General features: G+C 46.7%; 15 protein-coding genes and 1 pseudogene. 1 reads left to right on the forward strand and 15 read right to left on the reverse strand.

Features of this window, described 5'->3' with window-relative positions:
- The first annotated feature begins 41 nt into the window (after positions 1–41).
- Complete coding sequence (locus tag ICN21_RS04400) at positions 42–1,352, forward strand: lytic transglycosylase domain-containing protein (protein ID WP_255534202.1); 1,311 nt, start codon at positions 42–44, stop codon at positions 1,350–1,352.
- On the opposite strand, the gene cysM is transcribed toward ICN21_RS04400, so the two are convergent.
- The 15 genes and pseudogenes from cysM to gyrA all read right to left on the reverse strand — a co-directional run bounded on the left by cysM (position 1,349) and on the right by gyrA (position 18,713).
- On the reverse strand, positions 1,349–2,260 hold the full coding sequence (cysM, locus tag ICN21_RS04405) for a cysteine synthase CysM (RefSeq protein ID WP_215318539.1): 912 nt from the start codon (positions 2,258–2,260) through the stop codon (positions 1,349–1,351). The genes ICN21_RS04400 and cysM overlap by 4 nt on opposite strands.
- A gap of 41 nt (positions 2,261–2,301) precedes the next feature.
- Positions 2,302–2,727, reverse strand: a complete 426-nt coding sequence (locus ICN21_RS04410; RefSeq protein ID WP_216124948.1) for a helix-hairpin-helix domain-containing protein — start codon at positions 2,725–2,727, stop codon at positions 2,302–2,304.
- A gap of 87 nt (positions 2,728–2,814) precedes the next feature.
- Positions 2,815–3,834 (reverse strand): ADP-glyceromanno-heptose 6-epimerase, encoded by a 1,020-nt coding sequence (gene rfaD / locus ICN21_RS04415; RefSeq protein WP_216176965.1) that lies wholly within the window; start codon positions 3,832–3,834, stop codon positions 2,815–2,817.
- Positions 3,831–4,760 (reverse strand): D-glycero-beta-D-manno-heptose-7-phosphate kinase, encoded by a 930-nt coding sequence (rfaE1, locus tag ICN21_RS04420; RefSeq protein ID WP_216861643.1) that lies wholly within the window; start codon positions 4,758–4,760, stop codon positions 3,831–3,833. Before rfaE1 ends, rfaD begins: the two co-directional genes overlap by 4 nt.
- Positions 4,761–4,788: 28 nt before the next feature.
- Positions 4,789–6,153 (reverse strand): UDP-glucose/GDP-mannose dehydrogenase family protein, encoded by a 1,365-nt coding sequence (locus ICN21_RS04425; protein ID WP_216176967.1) that lies wholly within the window; start codon positions 6,151–6,153, stop codon positions 4,789–4,791.
- Between the two features lie 74 nt (positions 6,154–6,227).
- Positions 6,228–7,439 carry a lipopolysaccharide assembly protein LapB gene (lapB, locus tag ICN21_RS04430; RefSeq protein WP_216176969.1) on the reverse strand — a complete coding sequence of 404 codons (1,212 nt, stop codon included), beginning with the start codon at positions 7,437–7,439 and terminating at the stop codon, positions 6,228–6,230.
- 66 nt (positions 7,440–7,505) lie between these two features.
- A pseudogene (locus tag ICN21_RS04435) lies at positions 7,506–7,844 on the reverse strand (integration host factor subunit beta); the annotation flags it as partial.
- Positions 7,845–7,896: 52 nt separating this feature from the next.
- Entirely contained in the window at positions 7,897–9,570 is a 1,674-nt protein-coding gene (rpsA, locus tag ICN21_RS04440) for a 30S ribosomal protein S1 (protein ID WP_215295463.1), read from the reverse strand.
- A 146-nt stretch (positions 9,571–9,716) separates the two neighbouring features.
- Positions 9,717–10,379 carry a (d)CMP kinase gene (gene cmk / locus ICN21_RS04445; RefSeq protein WP_216176971.1) on the reverse strand — a complete coding sequence of 221 codons (663 nt, stop codon included), beginning with the start codon at positions 10,377–10,379 and terminating at the stop codon, positions 9,717–9,719.
- Positions 10,380–10,394: 15 nt separating this feature from the next.
- A complete protein-coding gene (gene aroA / locus ICN21_RS04450) occupies positions 10,395–11,714 on the reverse strand; it encodes a 3-phosphoshikimate 1-carboxyvinyltransferase (RefSeq protein ID WP_216177122.1) in 1,320 nt (439 codons plus the stop codon).
- Between the two features lie 8 nt (positions 11,715–11,722).
- Entirely contained in the window at positions 11,723–12,604 is an 882-nt protein-coding gene (locus tag ICN21_RS04455; protein WP_216176973.1) for a prephenate dehydrogenase/arogenate dehydrogenase family protein, read from the reverse strand.
- Between the two features lie 29 nt (positions 12,605–12,633).
- Positions 12,634–13,752: a histidinol-phosphate transaminase gene (gene hisC, locus ICN21_RS04460; protein ID WP_216176975.1), complete on the reverse strand. Its 1,119-nt coding sequence runs from the start codon at positions 13,750–13,752 to the stop codon at positions 12,634–12,636.
- A 49-nt stretch (positions 13,753–13,801) separates the two neighbouring features.
- Positions 13,802–14,881 (reverse strand): prephenate dehydratase, encoded by a 1,080-nt coding sequence (pheA, locus tag ICN21_RS04465; RefSeq protein WP_216124919.1) that lies wholly within the window; start codon positions 14,879–14,881, stop codon positions 13,802–13,804.
- Positions 14,881–15,978: a 3-phosphoserine/phosphohydroxythreonine transaminase gene (gene serC / locus ICN21_RS04470; RefSeq protein WP_216176977.1), complete on the reverse strand. Its 1,098-nt coding sequence runs from the start codon at positions 15,976–15,978 to the stop codon at positions 14,881–14,883. The genes pheA and serC overlap by 1 nt, the downstream gene beginning before the upstream one ends.
- A gap of 26 nt (positions 15,979–16,004) precedes the next feature.
- Complete coding sequence (gyrA, locus tag ICN21_RS04475; RefSeq protein WP_216124917.1) at positions 16,005–18,713, reverse strand: DNA gyrase subunit A; 2,709 nt, start codon at positions 18,711–18,713, stop codon at positions 16,005–16,007.
- Positions 18,714–18,799 lie beyond the last annotated feature (86 nt).

Here is an 18,799-nt window from a genome sequence, read left to right on the forward strand (position 1 = left end):
TAATCCTTAATAGCAAAACTGTATTTTTTATACTCTAATTAATGGTGCTCAATTCTCAACAATCCTTGCTCTGGGGCATGAACTTTCGGGTCTGCTACCTGCTGCTCGCACTGTTACTTGGGGCCTGCTCGAGCAGTCCTTCGCAACAAAGTAATACCCAACAACCCATCGTAAACCAAGCCGATGATGCGATCACCGAAGCACGTTACAGCCAAAACCTGAGTACCCTATTAAACCAAGTCTCACAAACCCAAGAAATACCGCTGCAGACCCTAGAAAACGGCTTTCTTGATGCTAAAACGATTCCCTCTATCCGCAAATTGGTATTACCCCCATCGGGCACTTTTAAGAAAAATTGGCTAGCGTATCGCAAACGCTTTATTGAGCCAGTGCGCCTCAAGGCTGGAAAGGCCTTTTGGGATGAAAACCGCGCCTTTTTAAGTCAGGTAGAGCAAGACTCAGGGGTGCCAGCAGAGATGATTGTCGCCATTATTGGAATTGAGACTATTTATGGGCGTCAGACTGGTAATTTTCGAGTCAAGGATGTGTTGTCAACACTCGCCTTCAGCTATCCCGATACCCCTAATAAGCCTGCCCGCGAGCAGCTTTTTAAGGATCAACTTCAAGAACTGATCCTGCTGTGCTGGACAGAAGCTGGCGGTAAGTTGCCAGCCAAAAATAGCATCCGAGGCGTAAATGTGACTCGCTTTAATACCTGCCTCAATCAAAACAGCTCCTATGCTGGAGCGATTGGCTTGCCACAATTTATGCCCAGCAGTATCCGCAGTTTTGCTGTTGATGGTGACGGCGATGGACGCATTGATCTTAAACAAAGTCCTAAAGATGCAATCGCGAGCGTAGCGAACTTTATGAAGCAACATGGTTGGCAAGCAGGCATGCCGATTTCTTTTCCTGTACAAGAAAACGCTATACCAGTTGCAAAGCAATGGGCTGATGGTGAACCACAACTGAAATACACCGTTGCAGAACTAATTGAACAGGGCATCCTATTGCCTCAACAAGGCGATCTTCAAAGTGGTGGGGTGGAACCCCAAAGTAAAGCCTTGATTGTGGATCTGCCCTACCCCGACAAAGACGGACTCGATCAAGCACAGTATTTTGTGGGATTAAATAATTTCTTAACCATTGTTCAGTACAACCGCAGTTATTTCTACGCTCAGAGTGTGGCAGAGTTTGCAGAAGCACTAGGTTATAAGAACCAAAGCGTAGTACCAGCTACCTTATCAAATGAAGCACTAGCGAAAGCAGCAGATCAAAAAAGCTTTGCAGATAAATCAGAGGTTAAGAATTCAAAGAAATCTAACACCAAGAAAAAAACTAAACCAAATTAAGCAGGGAATACGCCTGTCGATAAATAGCGATCACCGCGATCGCAAACTATGAAAACGATAGTGGCATTTTCCACTTGGCGTGCAATGCGCAAAGCTACCACTAGCGCTCCACCTGCCGAGATGCCGCAGAAGATTCCTTCTTCCACTGCCAAGCGTCTTGCCATATCTTCAGCATCTGCCTGCGTGACATACTCAATACGATCAACCCGATCACCTTGGTAAATCTTTGGTAAATACTCTGGCGCCCACTTCCGAATACCAGGAATCTGTGAGCCCTCTTCAGGCTGGGCACCAATAATCTGAATGGCAGGATTCATTGACTTGAGATAAGTCGATACACCAGTGATTGTGCCGGTGGTGCCCATCGCAGAGACAAAGTGAGTGACTTGCCCATCGGTATCGCGCCAAATCTCTGGGCCCGTAGTTTCAATATGGGCTCTGGGATTATCCGAGTTGGCAAATTGATCTAACAATCTGCCACGCCCCTCACGCTGAAGTTGTAGCGCGTAATCTCTTGCAAACTCCATGCCACCAGATGCAGCAGTCAAAATAAGTTCTGCACCATAGGCCGCCATACTTTGACGTCGTTCAATACTTTGGTTTTCAGGCATTACCAAGACCATCTTGTAACCCAGCATGGCTGCAGTCATTGCTAAGGCTATACCAGTATTGCCACTGGTTGCCTCAATCAAGGTATCACCAGGTTTAATTTCGCCACGCTCTTGTGCGCGCATAATCATCGACAGCGCAGGTCGGTCTTTTACCGACCCGGCTGGATTGTTGCCTTCTAGCTTACCTAAAATGACATTGTTACGATTCTCGTTTTCTAAACCGGGAATACGCTGCAAGCGCACTAATGGGGTGTTGCCCACAGTTTGTGAAATCGTTAGGTAAGAAGGTTTGCTCATGAGCCCATTTTAGCCATAAGCAAGCCTACACTCTGAAGGGCTTAATTTCGGCGATGTGGCGTCGTACGCTCCGGCTGATTGCGGCTACCAGCTTGATGACGCGAATTGCGTCGGCCAGAGGCTCCGCCATCCTTCTTGGTGCGACCATTAGGCTCCCGAAAGGAGCCAGGGGCTTCAATAGTTAAACCGTTATCCACCATTTTTTCAACGGATTTCATGCCAATGCCACGGACTCGCTTCTGTAAATCATTAGCATCTTGAAAATGACCGCCATCGGTACGCTCGCTAATAATCGTTCTTGCTTTAGATGGACCAATTCCTTTAATACTTTCTAATTCTGATTGGGTTGCTGTATTGACATTAATGGGTGAAGCGTTAGCAAGCCCTAGGGAAGTCATTGCTAAAACTGCAGAAACCAAGGCAGATCTCATCAAACCAGCACTTCTTATATGAAAACTTTTCGTCATATATTCTCCGTAGTAAACAAAAAATCCACGGACACAAAGTGCACGTGGATCGCTTATAACGAAGAAAAAAGTATTGGGTTGACTAGCTTACAGTGGGTTGGCTAAGAAACCAGAATTGGCCTCCAACCACTCGATATAACGACTGACACCTTGCTCAACATTTAGGAAGGGTTCTTTGTAGCCAGCAGCGCGCAGTTTTGTTAAATCGGCTTGAGTAAAACACTGATACTTACCTTTGAGCGCATCCGGAAACGGAATGTACTCAATTGCTTTTTCCTTGACCAACTCTTGTAGGCTGGCAGGTTTTGCCTTATCCAGCTTGCGCATTGAATTTGCAACTGCATGTGCCACATCATTAAATGGCTGAGCACGACCACTACCCAAATTGAAGATGCCACTGATTTCTGGGTGATCTAAGAAAAATAAATTCACTTTGACGACGTCTTCAACAGAAACAAAGTCACGACTTTGTTCGCCTGGACCATAACCACCGTATTCGCCAAAGAGTTTGACGTGGCCGTTAGCTTTGTATTGGTGGTATTGATGAAAAGCTACTGAAGCCATACGGCCTTTATGCGATTCACGGGGACCGTAGACGTTGAAGTAACGGAAACCGACTACTTGTGAGGTATTAGCATTTTCAGTAAAGCGCTTACGCATCACTTGATCGAATAAGAATTTAGAGTAGCCATAGATATTGAGTGGCTTCTCATGTTCACGACTCTCAACAAATATATCGGAACCACCATAGGTAGCCGCTGAAGAGGCGTAGAGTAGTTGTACTTTTTGCGCTGTACAGATGTCCAACAAATCCATGGTGTAGCGATAGTTATTCGCCATCATAAAAATGCCATCAGTCTCCATAGTGTCAGAGCAGGCACCTTCATGAAAGACTGCTTTTACTTTTCCGAACCGACCACTTCTAAAAGCTTCTAGAAATTCATCTTTATCAAGGTAATCAATAATGTCTAGATCGGCAAGGTTGCGATACTTATCAGCAGGACGCAAATCATCTACAGCGATGATGTTTTTCTCGCCACGGGCATTAAGCGCTTGAACAATATTGGCCCCAATAAAACCAGCAGCGCCAGTTACGATAATAGTCACTGTAATTCCTCTGAAGTAACGGTAGCAGTACCGAGCTTACCAACCACAATACCACCAGCACGATTGGCTAAGGCCATCGCCTTTTCTAAAGGCCACTTCGCAGCCAAAGCAACTGCTAGAGTTGCAATCACAGTATCTCCAGCACCCGATACATCAAATACTTCCCGTGCTTGAGCCTTAACATGACTAACACCTGCTTCGGCATATAAACTCATCCCCTCTTCAGAACGCGTCAAGAGAAGTGCCTGTAAATTAAGTGATCTTCTGAGATCTTGCGCTCTGCGGGTGAGGTCTTCCTCACTCGTCCACTGACCAACCACTTGGCGCAACTCGCTGCGATTTGGAGTTAAGACCGTGGCACCACGATATTTTTCATAATCTTCGCCCTTAGGATCAACCAAGATTACTTTATTTTGCGCTCTAGCTTGCTCAATCATATGCGCCACTTGACCTAAGGCGCCTTTGCCGTAATCAGAGAGGATGACGACGTCAGCAGAGCCAACCAACTTCTCAAAACGCTCTAATTTATGCGCTAAAGCTTTTTCACTCGGTGTTTCTTCAAAATCTAAACGAATTAACTGCTGCTGTCGCGCAATGACACGCAACTTCACAATCGTTGGCGCTTTAGGGTCAATCTCTAATTGACTATCAACGCCACCAGACTTGAGTAAATCAATGACTCGGTGACCTGGCTCGTCTTGACCAACAATACCGAGAATAGTGGTTTGTGCACCTAAAGCAGCGACGTTACGAGCGACGTTTGCAGCACCACCCAAACGTTCATCAATCTTACCCACCTGCACCACTGGGACAGGCGCCTCAGGAGAAATGCGATTCGTATCACCAAACCAATAACGATCTAGCATCACGTCACCGACTACTAGCAGGCGTGCTTTAGAAAACTGTTCGCGATTGGCTTTTTCCATTTGAAGACTTGATATTTTTTGATTTAGCTCAATTATGTCGCCCAATGCCATGGTATTCAATACCTAACTCATCCATGGCTTGTGGTTCATAGAGATTACGTCCATCAAATATGATTGGGTGAACTAATTTTTGCAGAACGGCATCAAAATCTGGACTGCGGAATGCCTTCCACTCGGTAACGATCACGAGTGCATCACAACCATCTAAAGCAGCCATTGGATCGGCAACCATTGATACTTTCTTGAGACCCTCTGGATTTCCTTTGAAATCCACCTCTAAGCAATGCTTTGCTTCTGGCATCGCTACTGGGTCATGGGCAACCACAGTTGCACCACGCCTCACCAACTCTTGAATAATTACTCGGCTTGGTGCTTCACGCATGTCATCAGTATTGGGCTTAAATGCAAGGCCCCATAAAGCAAATTTCATCTTAGAAAGATCTTTACCGAAGCGCTTTTCAAGCTTCTCAACTAAAACATACTTTTGAATCTCATTGACTGCCTCAACCGCATCCAAAATCTTGAGATCACGTCCGTGCTCTTTGGCAGTCTTTGATAAAGCAGAGACATCTTTTGGGAAACAAGAGCCACCATAACCAGTACCTGGATATAAGAAACCAAAGCCAATGCGTGAGTCAGAACCAATGCCTTGACGAACTGCTTCAATATCCGCACCAACCAAATCAGCCAAGTTAGCCAATTCATTCATAAAAGAAATGCGAGTTGCTAGCATGGCATTAGCAGCATACTTTGTTAATTCTGCACTTTTGACGTCCATGTAATAGGTACGCTCATGATGACGGTTAAAAGGCGCATAGAGTTTGCGCATTTGCTCTTTGGCACGCAAACCTGCTGGGGTATTTTCAGTGCCAATCACAATACGATCAGGGCGCATAAAGTCTTCTACGGCGGCACCTTCTTTTAAGAACTCTGGATTCGAAACAACCGAGCATAGTTCAGCAGACAAACCTCTTTTCTCTAACTCTTCTGTAATCGCTGCCGATACTTTATCTGCCGTACCGACCGGCACCGTAGATTTATCAACAATCACCTTAGCACTGCTCATATGACGACCAATATTCCGCGCAGCAGCAACAACATACTGTAGGTCAGCAGAGCCATCCTCATCCGGCGGAGTGCCTACTGCAATAAATTGAACATCTCCATGAGCTACAGAAGCAGCGATATCCGTAGAAAACTGCAGGCGGCCAGCAGCGCGATTGCGCTCAATCATTTCCTTTAAGCCCGGCTCGTAAATGGGTACACCACCAGAATTGAGGATTTCAATCTTCTTCGGATCTAAGTCTAGGCAAAAAATATTATTACCTTGCTCCGCAAGACAAGCGCCAGTAACCAAACCTACGTAACCACTGCCTATGATCGTAACTTTCAAAATAGCTCCAACTTTTCTTATGTTTATTGAACAATCATCATTGAACTATAACTTGATGACGATTCCATTAATCTTTACATGGAAGGACCGCTAGGTGCGACACCTTCAGAACGCCTTGGGGAATAAGCCTCCCAATGATTACAGCCAGGACACTGCCAATAAAATCTCCGGGCACGGAAACCACAATTGCCGCAGGTATAGCGCGCCAAACTCGTCGTGCGTTGACGCAATAGATTGAGGATGGATTGCAACTCGGAAACTCTTTCTGGTTTGGCACTACCCTCCTCCAAAGCCAAACGGGTCTCAGCCAACTTAGATAAAGCACTCAAACTAGGTGAATACTGCATCACTTCAGACAACATCGCATCAGCAGCTTGCGGGCCCCGTATTTTCATGACCTGCTTGTGAACAATATCCAAGAGCTCACCAGAAGCTTGCGTCTTCAGCAATTCACAGAGGCGCTCAAGCCCCTCGTTTTCTTTACCTAGAGCAGCATGTGCCACCATCCAACGATCTGCCAATAAATGCATGTAGGCAGGATGAGATGCAGCAACCAAACTCCACGCTTCAATAGCTTGCGCTGGACGCTCTAAGGCCATTAAGTAATCGCCCTGCAAAATCAAAGCACGTGCGTGATTAGGCACAGCTTGTAGAGCGCGCTCAATCGATTGTTCAGTATCAGTGAGGTCTTTACGACGCAACGCGTCTTGCCCAAGTTCGCAATGGAACTGAGCAATCTCAGTTTGATGCGATTTACCTTGCAAGCCCTCAAGCTCAGTAGCGGCGATGATGGCTTTTTTCCAATCACGCTCTACTTGATACATCTCTAAAAGACTTTCCTTGGCAGGGACCGCAAACTTACCATCACCAACACGATTGAGTGATGCCTCAGCGCGATCCAGTAAGCCTGCACGCAAGAAGTCGCGACCCAACTCATAGGCAGCGTGATCACGATCGCGGGGCTTTAAATCATCCCGATTGGCTAAATGTTGATGAACTTTAATGGCTCGCTCTGTTTCACCGCGCCGACGAAATAAATTGCCCAGTGAAAAATGCAATTCCACCGTTTCGGGATCTAATTGCGCAATCTTTACCAATGTTTCAATCGCTTGATCGGGCTGCTCATTCAGCAGGAGACTTAAACCCTTAAAGGTAGAACGCTGCTGCAGCATCCGCTCACGCTCATCCATGCGATTCTCAAGGCGCAAATCCCAACGCGATGCTAACCAGCCAATGCCAAACATCACAGGCAGAAGCAATAACCAAGATGTCGCTATCTGAATCATGGCGTACAGAATCTAAATAAAAAAATGGTCCGTATGGACCACTGAGGATGAGCCAGAGTACTAGGCACCAGAACCCTCTTTGGGGCCCGCCTGTTTTAATGGCTTGTAATCTACTCGCTCACGTAACTCTTTGCCAGGCTTAAAATGCGGAACGCGTTTTTCTGGAATCAATACCTTCTCGCCAGACTTTGGATTACGACCAGTACGTGCTGGGCGATGATGAAGTACAAAACTTCCCACACCGCGTAACTCAATACGCTTACCCTCAGCCAATGCTTGAGTCATTGTGTCCAACAACGTTTTTACTGCCAACTCCACATCCCTAGGCAGAAGCTGCGGGAACTGTTCCGCAAGGCTCTCCACGAGTTCGGAGCGGGTAATCGCTTGTTGCTCTTGATCTGTCATGATCTATCAATAAAAAACCGCCGCTCTCCTCATGGAAAGCGGCGATATTGATTTAGCCTTGATTGTCCATTTTTGCTTTCAACAAAGCGCCCAAATTGGTTGTGCCAGACTGCGCATCACCTTGGAGCTTGTTCATTGCATCTTGTTGATCAGAGCTGTCTTTTGCCTTGATTGAAAGATTGATGGCACGTGACTTACGATCAATATTAATGATCATTGCAGTAACGCTATCACCTTCTTTCAACACATTGCGTGCATCCTCAACACGATCTGTTGAGATCTCAGAAGCGCGCAAATAAGCTTCAACTTCATCAGCTAAGTGAATGGTTGCACCTTTAGCATCCACGGCCTTGACAGTGCCAGTGACTAAAGCGCCTTTGTCATTCACAGAGGTGTAGTTGTTAAATGGGTCACCAGACAATTGCTTGATCCCAAGAGAGATACGCTCTTTCTCAACATCAATTGCCAATACAGTGGCTTCAACTTCATCACCTTTTTTGTATTTCTTAACAGCTTCTTCGCCTGGCTCATTCCATGAGAGGTCTGAGAGGTGAACTAAACCGTCGATACCGCCAGGCAAGCCAATGAACACGCCAAAGTCGGTAATAGACTTGATTGCGCCAGAAAGCTTATCGCCTTTTTGTTGTGAACGTGCAAACTCTTCCCATGGATTTGCTTTGCACTGCTTGATGCCCAAGCTAATACGACGCTTGTCTTCATCGATATCGAGAACCATGACTTCAACTTCGGTACCCAATGCAGTTGCTTTGCTTGGAGCAACGTTCTTGTTAGTCCAATCCATTTCAGAAACGTGTACCAAACCTTCGATACCAGATTCGATTTCTACGAATGCGCCGTAATCAGTCAAGTTAGTAACTTTGCCAAATAAACGGGTATTTGGTGGGTAACGACGCGCGATACCAACCCATGGATCATCACCAAGCTGCTTCACGCCAAGTGAAACACGGTTCTTCTCTTGATCGAACTTCAAGATCTTCGCGGTAACTTCTTGACCAACGGTCAACATTTCGCTTGGATGACGCACGCGACGCCATGCCAAATCGGTAATGTGCAAGAGGCCATCGATACCGCCGAGGTCAACGAATGCGCCGTAATCCGTAATGTTCTTCACGAGGCCAGTAACTACTGAACCTTCTTTTAAGTTAGACATCAACTTAGCACGCTCTTCACCTTGGCTCGCTTCAACCACCGCACGACGTGACAACACAACGTTGTTACGCTTACGGTCAAGCTTGATAACTTTGAACTCCATGGTCTTGCCCTCGTAAGGGCTAGTGTCTTTGATTGGACGTGTATCAACGAGTGATCCAGGCAAGAATGCGCGGATACCGTTCACCATCACAGTCAAGCCACCCTTAACCTTACCAGTAACAGTACCAGTAACGATCTCAGCTTGCTCAAGCGCTTTTTCTAAGTTCAACCATGATGCAAGACGCTTAGCCTTGTCACGAGAGAGGATGGTGTCGCCATAGCCGTTTTCGAGTGCGTCAATAGCAACAGAAACGAAATCGCCAGGAGCTACTTCAATCTCGCCAGCGTCGTTATGGAATTCTTCAACAGGAATAAACGCTTCAGACTTTAAGCCAGCGTTAACAACGACGAAGTTATGGTCGATGCGAAGAACTTCAGCCGAAATAACTTGGCCGGTCTTCATATTCGAGCGGGTTAATGATTCTTCAAATAATTCTGCAAATGATTCAGACATGTGTATTCACTTTGTGCCGTCAGAAGGCCCGACGGGTTAGGTTAAAAAAGCCTTAAAGAAACACGCTAATGAAATAATCGCGTTGTGGAGTTTCTCAAGACGCCAAAACTACTACTTACTTCTCACTACTTTTACTGCTTACAAAGCTAAGCAATCGCAGATTGATACCAATCTAAAACCATCTTAACTGCTTGATCTATCGATAAATCTGACGTTTCAAGCACTTTTGCACCATCTGCAACTAGCAAGGGTGCTGTACCTCGACTACTATCCCGGGCATCGCGCTCCTGCAAATCCTGCAGTAAGTCTGAGAGTTTAGCAGAAATTCCCTTAGCTATCAATTGCTTATAGCGACGTTCCGCTCTGGCAGCGGCGGTAGCAGTCAAAAAAACCTTCAAAACTGCATCCGGGAATATGACGCTGGCCATATCTCTACCATCCGCCACTAGACCAGGGGCCTGGCGAAAACTGCGCTGCAGACCCACCAAAGCTGATCTGACCTCAGGATGAATAGCCACGGCGGAAGCCCTCAAACCGATACTTTCGGTACGAATGGCGTCCGTCACGCCATCACCATTCAAGAAAATTTGCCCATTTTTAAATGAAATCAATAACTTAGGGACCAAAAGACCTAATTCTGGGCCATTTTTAACGTCTATCCCCTGTTGTTCACTCGCCAAGGCAACTAGGCGATACAAGGCCCCGCTATCCAAATAATGAAAGCCTAACGTTTCTGCCACCAAAGCAGCAACCGTGCCCTTACCTGAGGCAGTAGGCCCATCGATCGCGATGACTGGGTAATTACTCATAAAATCAATCTTGAATTAACTGACTACTTTCGCAAATTCAGCGAAGTAAGTAGGAAAAGTTTTGGCTACACAATTAGGGTCATTAATCTTGAGCGCGTTTGGACCAAACGCCGCAAGCGAGAAACACATCGCCATCCGATGGTCATCGTAGGTATCAACACCTTCGGTGGGTGACTTCCAATCATTTGATGATGCTGGCGCCTGAACAACAATGTAGTCAGCGCCTTCTTCAACAATTGCACCAAGCTTTTTTAATTCTTTTGCCATCGCGGCGATGCGATCGGTTTCTTTGACACGCCAACTGGCAATGCTATTTAAACGAGTGGGGCCTGCTGCAAATAATGCAGCTACCGCCAAAGTCATTGCAGCATCTGGAATCTCAGTGCAATCCATCGTGATGCCATTGAGCTTGCCGTTTGCATTTTTAACGCCAGCGACCTCAATCCAATCTTCACCAGCGGTAATATTGGCACCCATCAAAGCCAGCGCATCCGCAAAAGCAACATCCCCTTGAATACTCTCTTTACCCACGCCCAGTACTCGCACAGGTCCGCCACCAATGGCACCAAGGGCCAGGAAGTAAGAAGCAGAGGAAGCATCCCCTTCAACAGATAATTGACCTGGACTTCTATAAACCACATCAGACGTTTTTGCGGGAATGACAAATGATTGTGGATTTGGACAAGCAACAATCACGCCGAAGCGCGCCATGAGTTTTAAGGTGATATCAATATATGGACGGGAGATCAGTTCGCCAACGACTTCAATTCGGACAGGCTGGCTCGCTACCAAAGGTAAAGCCATCAATAATGCTGTCAAGAACTGACTTGAAACATCACCGCGCACCTTAACAACATCTTTAATCTGAATATCCGCCGCCAAGATTTTGATTGGGGGATAGTCTTCTTGTAATTCGTATTCAATCTTCGCGCCCACTTGACGTAAACCATCTACTAAATCTCGAATGGGTCTTTCATGCATCCGTGCAACGCCAGATAAGCGATAGTTACCACCTTGCATCGCTAGCGCCGCTGTTAAAGGGCGTATTGCTGTACCAGCATTACCCATAAAGAGGTCGGCATCGCGCACTGGAAATTTGCCACCACAGCCTTCCACTACGCAAACCTTATCAGCCTGATCAGTGACAGACAGGCCAAGCTGACGCAGAGCATTACGCATCACTTGCGTGTCATCCGCATCCAACAAATTCTTGAGCGTAGTTGTGCCGGTAGAAAGCGCTGCCAACAATAAGGCGCGATTTGAAATACTCTTAGAGCCTGGCAACACAATCGAACCTTGTGCTTGCTTGAGTGGGCCAATACTAATATCAGGCAAACCACTCATCAAATGGAATCCAAATCTTGACGGGCTTTGCTCGCCTTATTAAATAATTTTTCTAGACCAGCACCATCATTTTCGGCAATGAGCTTACGCATATGATTGACGATCAATAAATACTGATCTAACTCTTTCAAAATAGCAGTGCGATTACCCAAGCAAATATCTCGCCACATCTCTGGGCTAGAAGCTGCAATGCGCGTGAAATCTTTGAAGCCTGCGCCAACATGACCGAGCTTTTGATCAGCATCTTCAGAATTCACTACGCTGGCCATCAAGGCATAGGACAAGAGGTGTGGCAAGTGAGAAACGGCTGCATAAATGGCATCGTGCTGTACAACACCAATCTTTTTCACTTCGGAACCAACGGACTCCCAAAAGCCGGTGATCAACGCAGCATCTTCGGGAGAGTTTTCTTGTAGAGGGCAAATGATGGTTTGCCTGCCTTTGAATAAATCTGCCTTGGCAGCGCTAGCACCATGCTGAGCACCACCTGCAATGGGATGGGCTGGTACAAACTGACACGCCTTTTTCCCTAATACTTCTTTAGCAGCCAGAATCACATCGCCTTTAGTGCTGCCGGCATCGGTAACCATCGTGCGGGGCTCAAGATGAGGCTCCATCAATTCAAACGCTGCGCGCATTTGCGCTACTGGAACACAAAGCACAATCACATCAGACTGCTTGGCTGCTTCAACTAAATCCACCACACTGTCGATCGCACCCATCTTCAGCGCTTGATCTACATTTTCTTTACTGCGACCGACACCTAAGACTCTGGTAACCACACCAGCTTTTTTTAGCGCCAATCCTAATGAAGCACCTATCAAGCCAACACCAACAATGGTGACGGTGCCGTAATTACTTGCAGGATTGATGATAGTCATTAGTATTTTTTAAATTCCGATTTTTGCTATCACTTCAGGATCGCTTTTAAGGCATTAATAAATGCCGCATTTTCTTCTGGCAATCCGATGGAGATACGCAGCCATTGTGGCAAACCATAGTTACCTACTGGGCGAACAATGATGCCACGCTTGAGTAATTCCAAATTGATACGAGCGCCAGCTTGATCGTCATCACCCACTTTCACCAAGACAAAGTTGCCAGCAGAAGGCAAATACTGAAGACCCAATTGATCGAATGCTTTAGTCAGTTGTTCGTAACCAGCGCAATTGAGCTCAAAACCTTCTTGCAGAAATGCTTTGTCTTGAAACGCGGCAATCGCTGCAGCCTGCGCCAAACTATTGACATTAAACGGTTGACGAATGCGGTTAAGCAAGTCGGTTAAATGGGGTTGGGCAACGCCATAACCAATCCGTAGGCCTGCAAGGCCATATGCCTTGGAGAAACTGCGAGACAAAATCATATTGGGGAAACGCTTCACCCAAGCAATAGCGTCATACCGCTGCTCAGGTGTTAAGTACTCGTTATAGGCCTCATCCAATACTAGGACTACATGTGATGGCACAGCCATCAAGAAGTCTTCAATGTCTTTTGCACTGAGATAACTACCTGTAGGATTATTTGGATTAGCCACAAATACTAGCTTCGCTTTATCACCAGCTGCTTTCACTGCAGCTAACATCGCTGGCAGATCGTGCCCATAAGTAGCAGTTGCCGACACCTCTAACGCCTTGGCACCAACAGCTTGCGTAGCTAGGGGATAAACCGCAAATGCATGTTTAGAGAAGATCACCTCATCACCAGCTTGCGCAACTGCGCGGGCAGCCAACTCTAAAATGTCGTTACTACCATTACCTAGAGTAATCCAATCGCTTGGCACACCCAAGGAGGCAGCAAGAACATTCTTTAACTCAAAGCCATTGGAATCTGGGTAACGACCTAAATCGCTTGCTGCCTTGAGCATTGCATCTTGCGCAGACTTGGGCATACCCAATGGATTTTCATTGGAAGCCAACTTCACAATCTTGTTTTCATCTAAGCCATATTCACGTGCAACCTCGCTGATGGGACGCCCGCCAACGTAAGGTGCAATGGCATGAATGTGTTTTAGACCAATCTTAGAAGTCATTTGAATTTAATAATGTGTTTACTAAATTTGCGCTGAATCTTTAACTCGATTAAGCAGAATGTGGGTAAGAGCCGAGGTTCTTGTAAAAAGCCGCAACACCCTTGAGCTCATCCAAAGCTTTGATTACCTTTGCATCATCGGCATGGCCAGCGATATCAATATAGAAGTGATATTCCCAAGTGCCCTTGCGTGCCGGGCGAGATTCAAAACGATTCATGGATACACCATGTTTTGCTAAAGGCGCCAATAAGCGATGTACAGCACCCGGTTGATTATCCACAGAGAGCACTAAAGACGTTTGGTCTTTACCAGTTGGCTGACACGCATAGTTACCCACCACTACAAAACGGGTACGGTTATGCGGATCGTCCTGAATTTGTGCAGCAACTGCCTGCAAACCATATGCCTCCTGAGCTGGATCGCCAGCAATTGCAGCCACGCTTGGATCAGCGGCGGCCAAGCGAGCGGCTTCTGCATTGCTGCTCACGGCTTGTCGTTTGAGTTGTGGAGCATGCACACTCAACCATTGCTGGCACTGTGCCAATGCTTGTGCATGAGCACAAACCGTTGTGACGCCATCTAAATTACCACTCTTGGTTAGCAAATGATGACGAATAGGTAATACCACTTCGCCACTAATACGCATCGATGAATCCAATAGTAAATCTAGTGTGCGAGAGATCGCACCTTCGCTCGAGTTCTCGACTGGAACAACGCCAAATTGCGCCGCGCCCTTCTCAACCGCTTTAAAAACTTCATCCAAACTTGCGCAAGGCAAAGCAGCAATCGAATGACCGAAGTAGGTCTGCGCTGCTTGCTCTGAAAAAGTTCCGACTGGTCCAAGGTAAGCAATCGTTTGGCGCGCCTCTAGCGCTCTGCAGGCAGACATCACTTCACGCCAGATGGCAGCAATACCATCTGCAAGTAAAGGACCCTGATTGATCTCCTGTAAGCGAGCAACTACCTGACGCTCACGCTCAGGACGAAAGACTGGAGAGGAGAAGCCGCCTTTTACATGACCAACCTCTTGTGCAGCTTTAGCACGCTGAGTCAGTAAATCTAAAATCTGCGCATCGAGCGAATCAATTTTTTCCCGCAAGGGAGCTAAGCGCTGTTCTTCAGTACTCATTAAGCCCGCCTTTCAAAATCGCGCATAAATTCAATCAAGGCTTTTACACCTTCAATGGGCATTGCATTGTAAATACTAGCGCGCATACCACCAGCGGCTTTGTGACCTCGCAAAGCAACCAAACCAGCAGCATTAGACTGCGCCAAAAACTCTGCGTTCAGGTTCTCATCTTTTAAGAAGAAAGTCACGTTCATCCGTGAGCGGTATTCTTTGGTGACGCGGTTTTCATACAGACTGCTTTGATCTAACAAGTTGTAGAGCAATTCAGCCTTTTCTTGATTACGCTTCTCAATTACCTTCACGCCACCTTGCTTTAACAACCACTTAAAGCCTAAACCAGCCATGTAAATCGAGAATGTCGGCGGAGTATTAATCATAGATTGGGTATTAGCTTGAATAGCCCAATCCCAGATCGTTGGAGTAATACTCATGCTGTGTCCGATTAAGTCTTTACGGATGATCACGATGGTGACCCCGGAAGGACCGATATTCTTTTGGGCTCCAGCAAACCATACAGCACACCGATTGATATCCATCTCTTTAGAGAGAATGTTGCTAGAAATATCGGCAACGAGAGGAGTGCTACCAACATCCGGCACATCTGGAAACTCAACACCACCAATGGTTTCATTAGCACAGTAAAGAACATAAGCAGCATCATTCGATAGTTTCCAAGTGCTTCTTAAAGGAATCGTATTGAACTTTTCTGCAGCAGATGTTGCAGCCAGATTGGCTATGCCGTACTTCTGGGCTTCTTTATAGGATTTTTCTGACCATATACCAGTAACAATGTAATCCGCCTTCGGACCATTCTTAGCCAGAGGCATGAGGTTCATTGGGATAGCTGCGTTTTGACCAAGCCCGCCACCTTGCAATAACAAGATTTCGTAAGCATCTGGAATATTCATCAAGGTACGCAAATCTCGCAACACCTCTTCATACACTTCCATGAACTCTTTACTGCGATGGCTGATTTCCATCACACTGGTGCCCAGTCCACGCCAATTGAGCATTTCATCAGCCGCTTGCTTTAACACCTCTTCGGGCAAAGTAGCAGGCCCCGCAGCGAAATTGAAAATGCGGCGGTCAAAAGTCATAGTGTTACTAGTCTTGTGATGACGCCTTAAGCGTCACCTGCCGCATCAGAATTGGTGTCAGTTGCTGGATCTGAAGATACATCACCCTCTTCTGCATCATCAACATCATCGTCCGAATCGCTCTCAGCAATGCGTTGCAAACCAGATAAACGAGTACCTTCATCTACATTGATCAAAGTCACGCCTTGCGTAGCGCGACCCATCTCCCGAATTTCAGATACCCGAGTACGAACCAAGACGCCACCAGTGGTGATCAACATAATTTGATCTTCCGGTGATACCAATGCTGCTGCAACAACCTTACCGTTACGTTCGGTTGTCTGAATTGCAATCATGCCCTTGGTACCGCGACCATGACGAGTGTATTCAGCGATTGGAGTCCGCTTGCCATAACCATTCTCAGTAGCAGTTAAGACGCTACTTGGAATCGCCATGTCATTCGTATCAACAACTACCGCTTCAGTACCCTCAGCAGCCTCTGCTGGGGCAACCAGCATAGCAATAACCTGATGGTCTTCACCTAAGTTCATGCCACGCACACCACGTGCAGTACGACCCATTGGACGCACATCATTCTCATCAAAGCGTACCGCCTTGCCAGCGTCAGAGAACAACATCACATCATGCTGACCATCAGTAATCGCTGCGCCAACCAAGAAGTCGTTCTCATTGAGATCGACCGCAATAATGCCGGCCTTACGTGGATTAGAGAAGTCAGACAAACGGGTCTTCTTCACGGTACCCAAGCTCGTTGCCATGAAGACGTATTGATCATCTTGATAGCCTTTGATTGGAAGAATCACGGTGATCTTTTCACCTTCAATCAACGGGAACATGTTGACGATGGGCTTGCCACGAGAGGTGCGGCTTCCTTGCGGAACTTCCCACACCTTCAGCCAGTACATACGACCACGATCCGAGAAGCACAGAATCGTATCGTGTGTATTCGCTACGAATAAAGTATCAATCCAATCTTCATCTTTAGTAGCTGCAGCTTGCTTGCCACGACCGCCACGTTTTTGTGCGCGATATTCGCTGAGAGGCTGACTCTTCATGTAACCAGTATGCGAAAGCGTGACCACCATATCTTGTGGAGTAATTAAATCTTCTGTGAAGAGTTCGGTTGCGTTCATTTCAATAAATGAACGACGACCACTATCACCGCCAGCTTTACCAAACTCTGCTTGGACTTCTTTTAATTCAGTCTCAATTACAGAAGTAACGCGCTCTGGTTTGGCCAACAAATCGAGCAAGTCAGAAATCTCTGCCATGACTTCTTTGTATTCATTCACAATCTTGTCTTGCTCAAGACCAGTCAAGCGTTGCAAACGCATCTGCAAAATTTCTTGCGCTTGGCTATCTGACAGGCGATACAAGCCAGTCGTTTGCATACCGTACTCGGGCAACAAACCTTCTGGGCGATAAGCGTTACGACCGCCCGGTGTATCCGTCTCAGCGCGCGCTAACATCTCACGCACCATCGATGAATCCCAAGCCTTACCCATCAACTCTTGCTTCGCAATCACAGGATTTGCAGCAGCTTTAATAATCGCGATGAATTCGTCGATATTTGCTAATGCAACAGCAAGACCTTCTAAGACGTGGCCACGCTCGCGTGCTTTGCGCAACTCGAAAATAGTGCGACGTGTCACCACTTCGCGACGATGTTGTAAGAAGTACTCCAGCATTTGCTTCAAGTTCAACAAGCGTGGTTGGTTATCTACCAATGCCACCATGTTCATACCGAAGTTATCTTGCAGTTGTGTGCTCTTGTACAAATTATTGAGAACGACTTCAGGCACTTCACCGCGCTTGAGTTCAATCACAACACGCATACCGGATTTATCCGACTCGTCACGCAAATCAGAAATACCTTCTACTTTTTTCTCATTCACCAACTCAGCAATACGCTCGAGTAAGTTCTTTTTATTCACCTGATATGGCAACTCATCAACGATGATGGCTTGGCGGGCACCTTTATCTAGGTCTTCGAAGTGAGTCTTTGCTCTCATCACTACACGTCCACGGCCGGTGCGATAACCCTCACGGACGCCTTGAACCCCGTAAATGATGCCGGCGGTCGGAAAATCAGGAGCTGGAATGATCTCAATCAGCTCATCAATTGAGCATTCAGGGTTGTGGAGAACGTGTAAACAGGCTGAAATCACCTCATCCAGGTTGTGAGGGGGGATATTGGTCGCCATGCCTACCGCAATGCCTGAACTGCCGTTAATCAATAAATTAGGCACTTTTGCGGGAAGAATCAGGGGTTCTTTCTCGCTACCATCGTAATTTGGCCCAAAATCGACGGTTTCCTTGTCCAAATCTGCCAAAAGCTCATGGGCTATCTTGCGCAGACGGATCTCCGTATACCGCATTGCAGCAGCGTTATCGCCGTCTACGGAGCCAAAGTTACCCTGGCCGTCAACCAGCATATAGCGCAGAGAGAAATCCTGGGCCATCCGAACAATCGTGTCATACACCGCAGAATCACCGTGCGGATGGTATTTACCGATGACATCGCCAACTATACGGGCAGATTTTTTGTAAGCCCGGTTCCAATCGTTGTTTAATTCATACATTGCGAATAAGACCCGGCGGTGAACCGGTTTGAGGCCATCACGCACGTCTGGCAGGGCTCTGCCGACAATGACGCTCATTGCGTAGTCCAAATAGGACCGCCGCATTTCGTCTTCTAGGGATATTGGTAGTGTTTCTTTAGCGGCTTGTTCCATCTAGAAATAATATCATTTTGATGACAGAGGGGCGCTATGCTAAGATTCTGTCAGTTTGTACGAAATTGAGATGTGTCGCTTTGCGG

It is taken from the genome of Polynucleobacter sp. AP-Feld-500C-C5 (assembly GCF_018882265.1).
Taxonomy (GTDB): domain Bacteria; phylum Pseudomonadota; class Gammaproteobacteria; order Burkholderiales; family Burkholderiaceae; genus Polynucleobacter.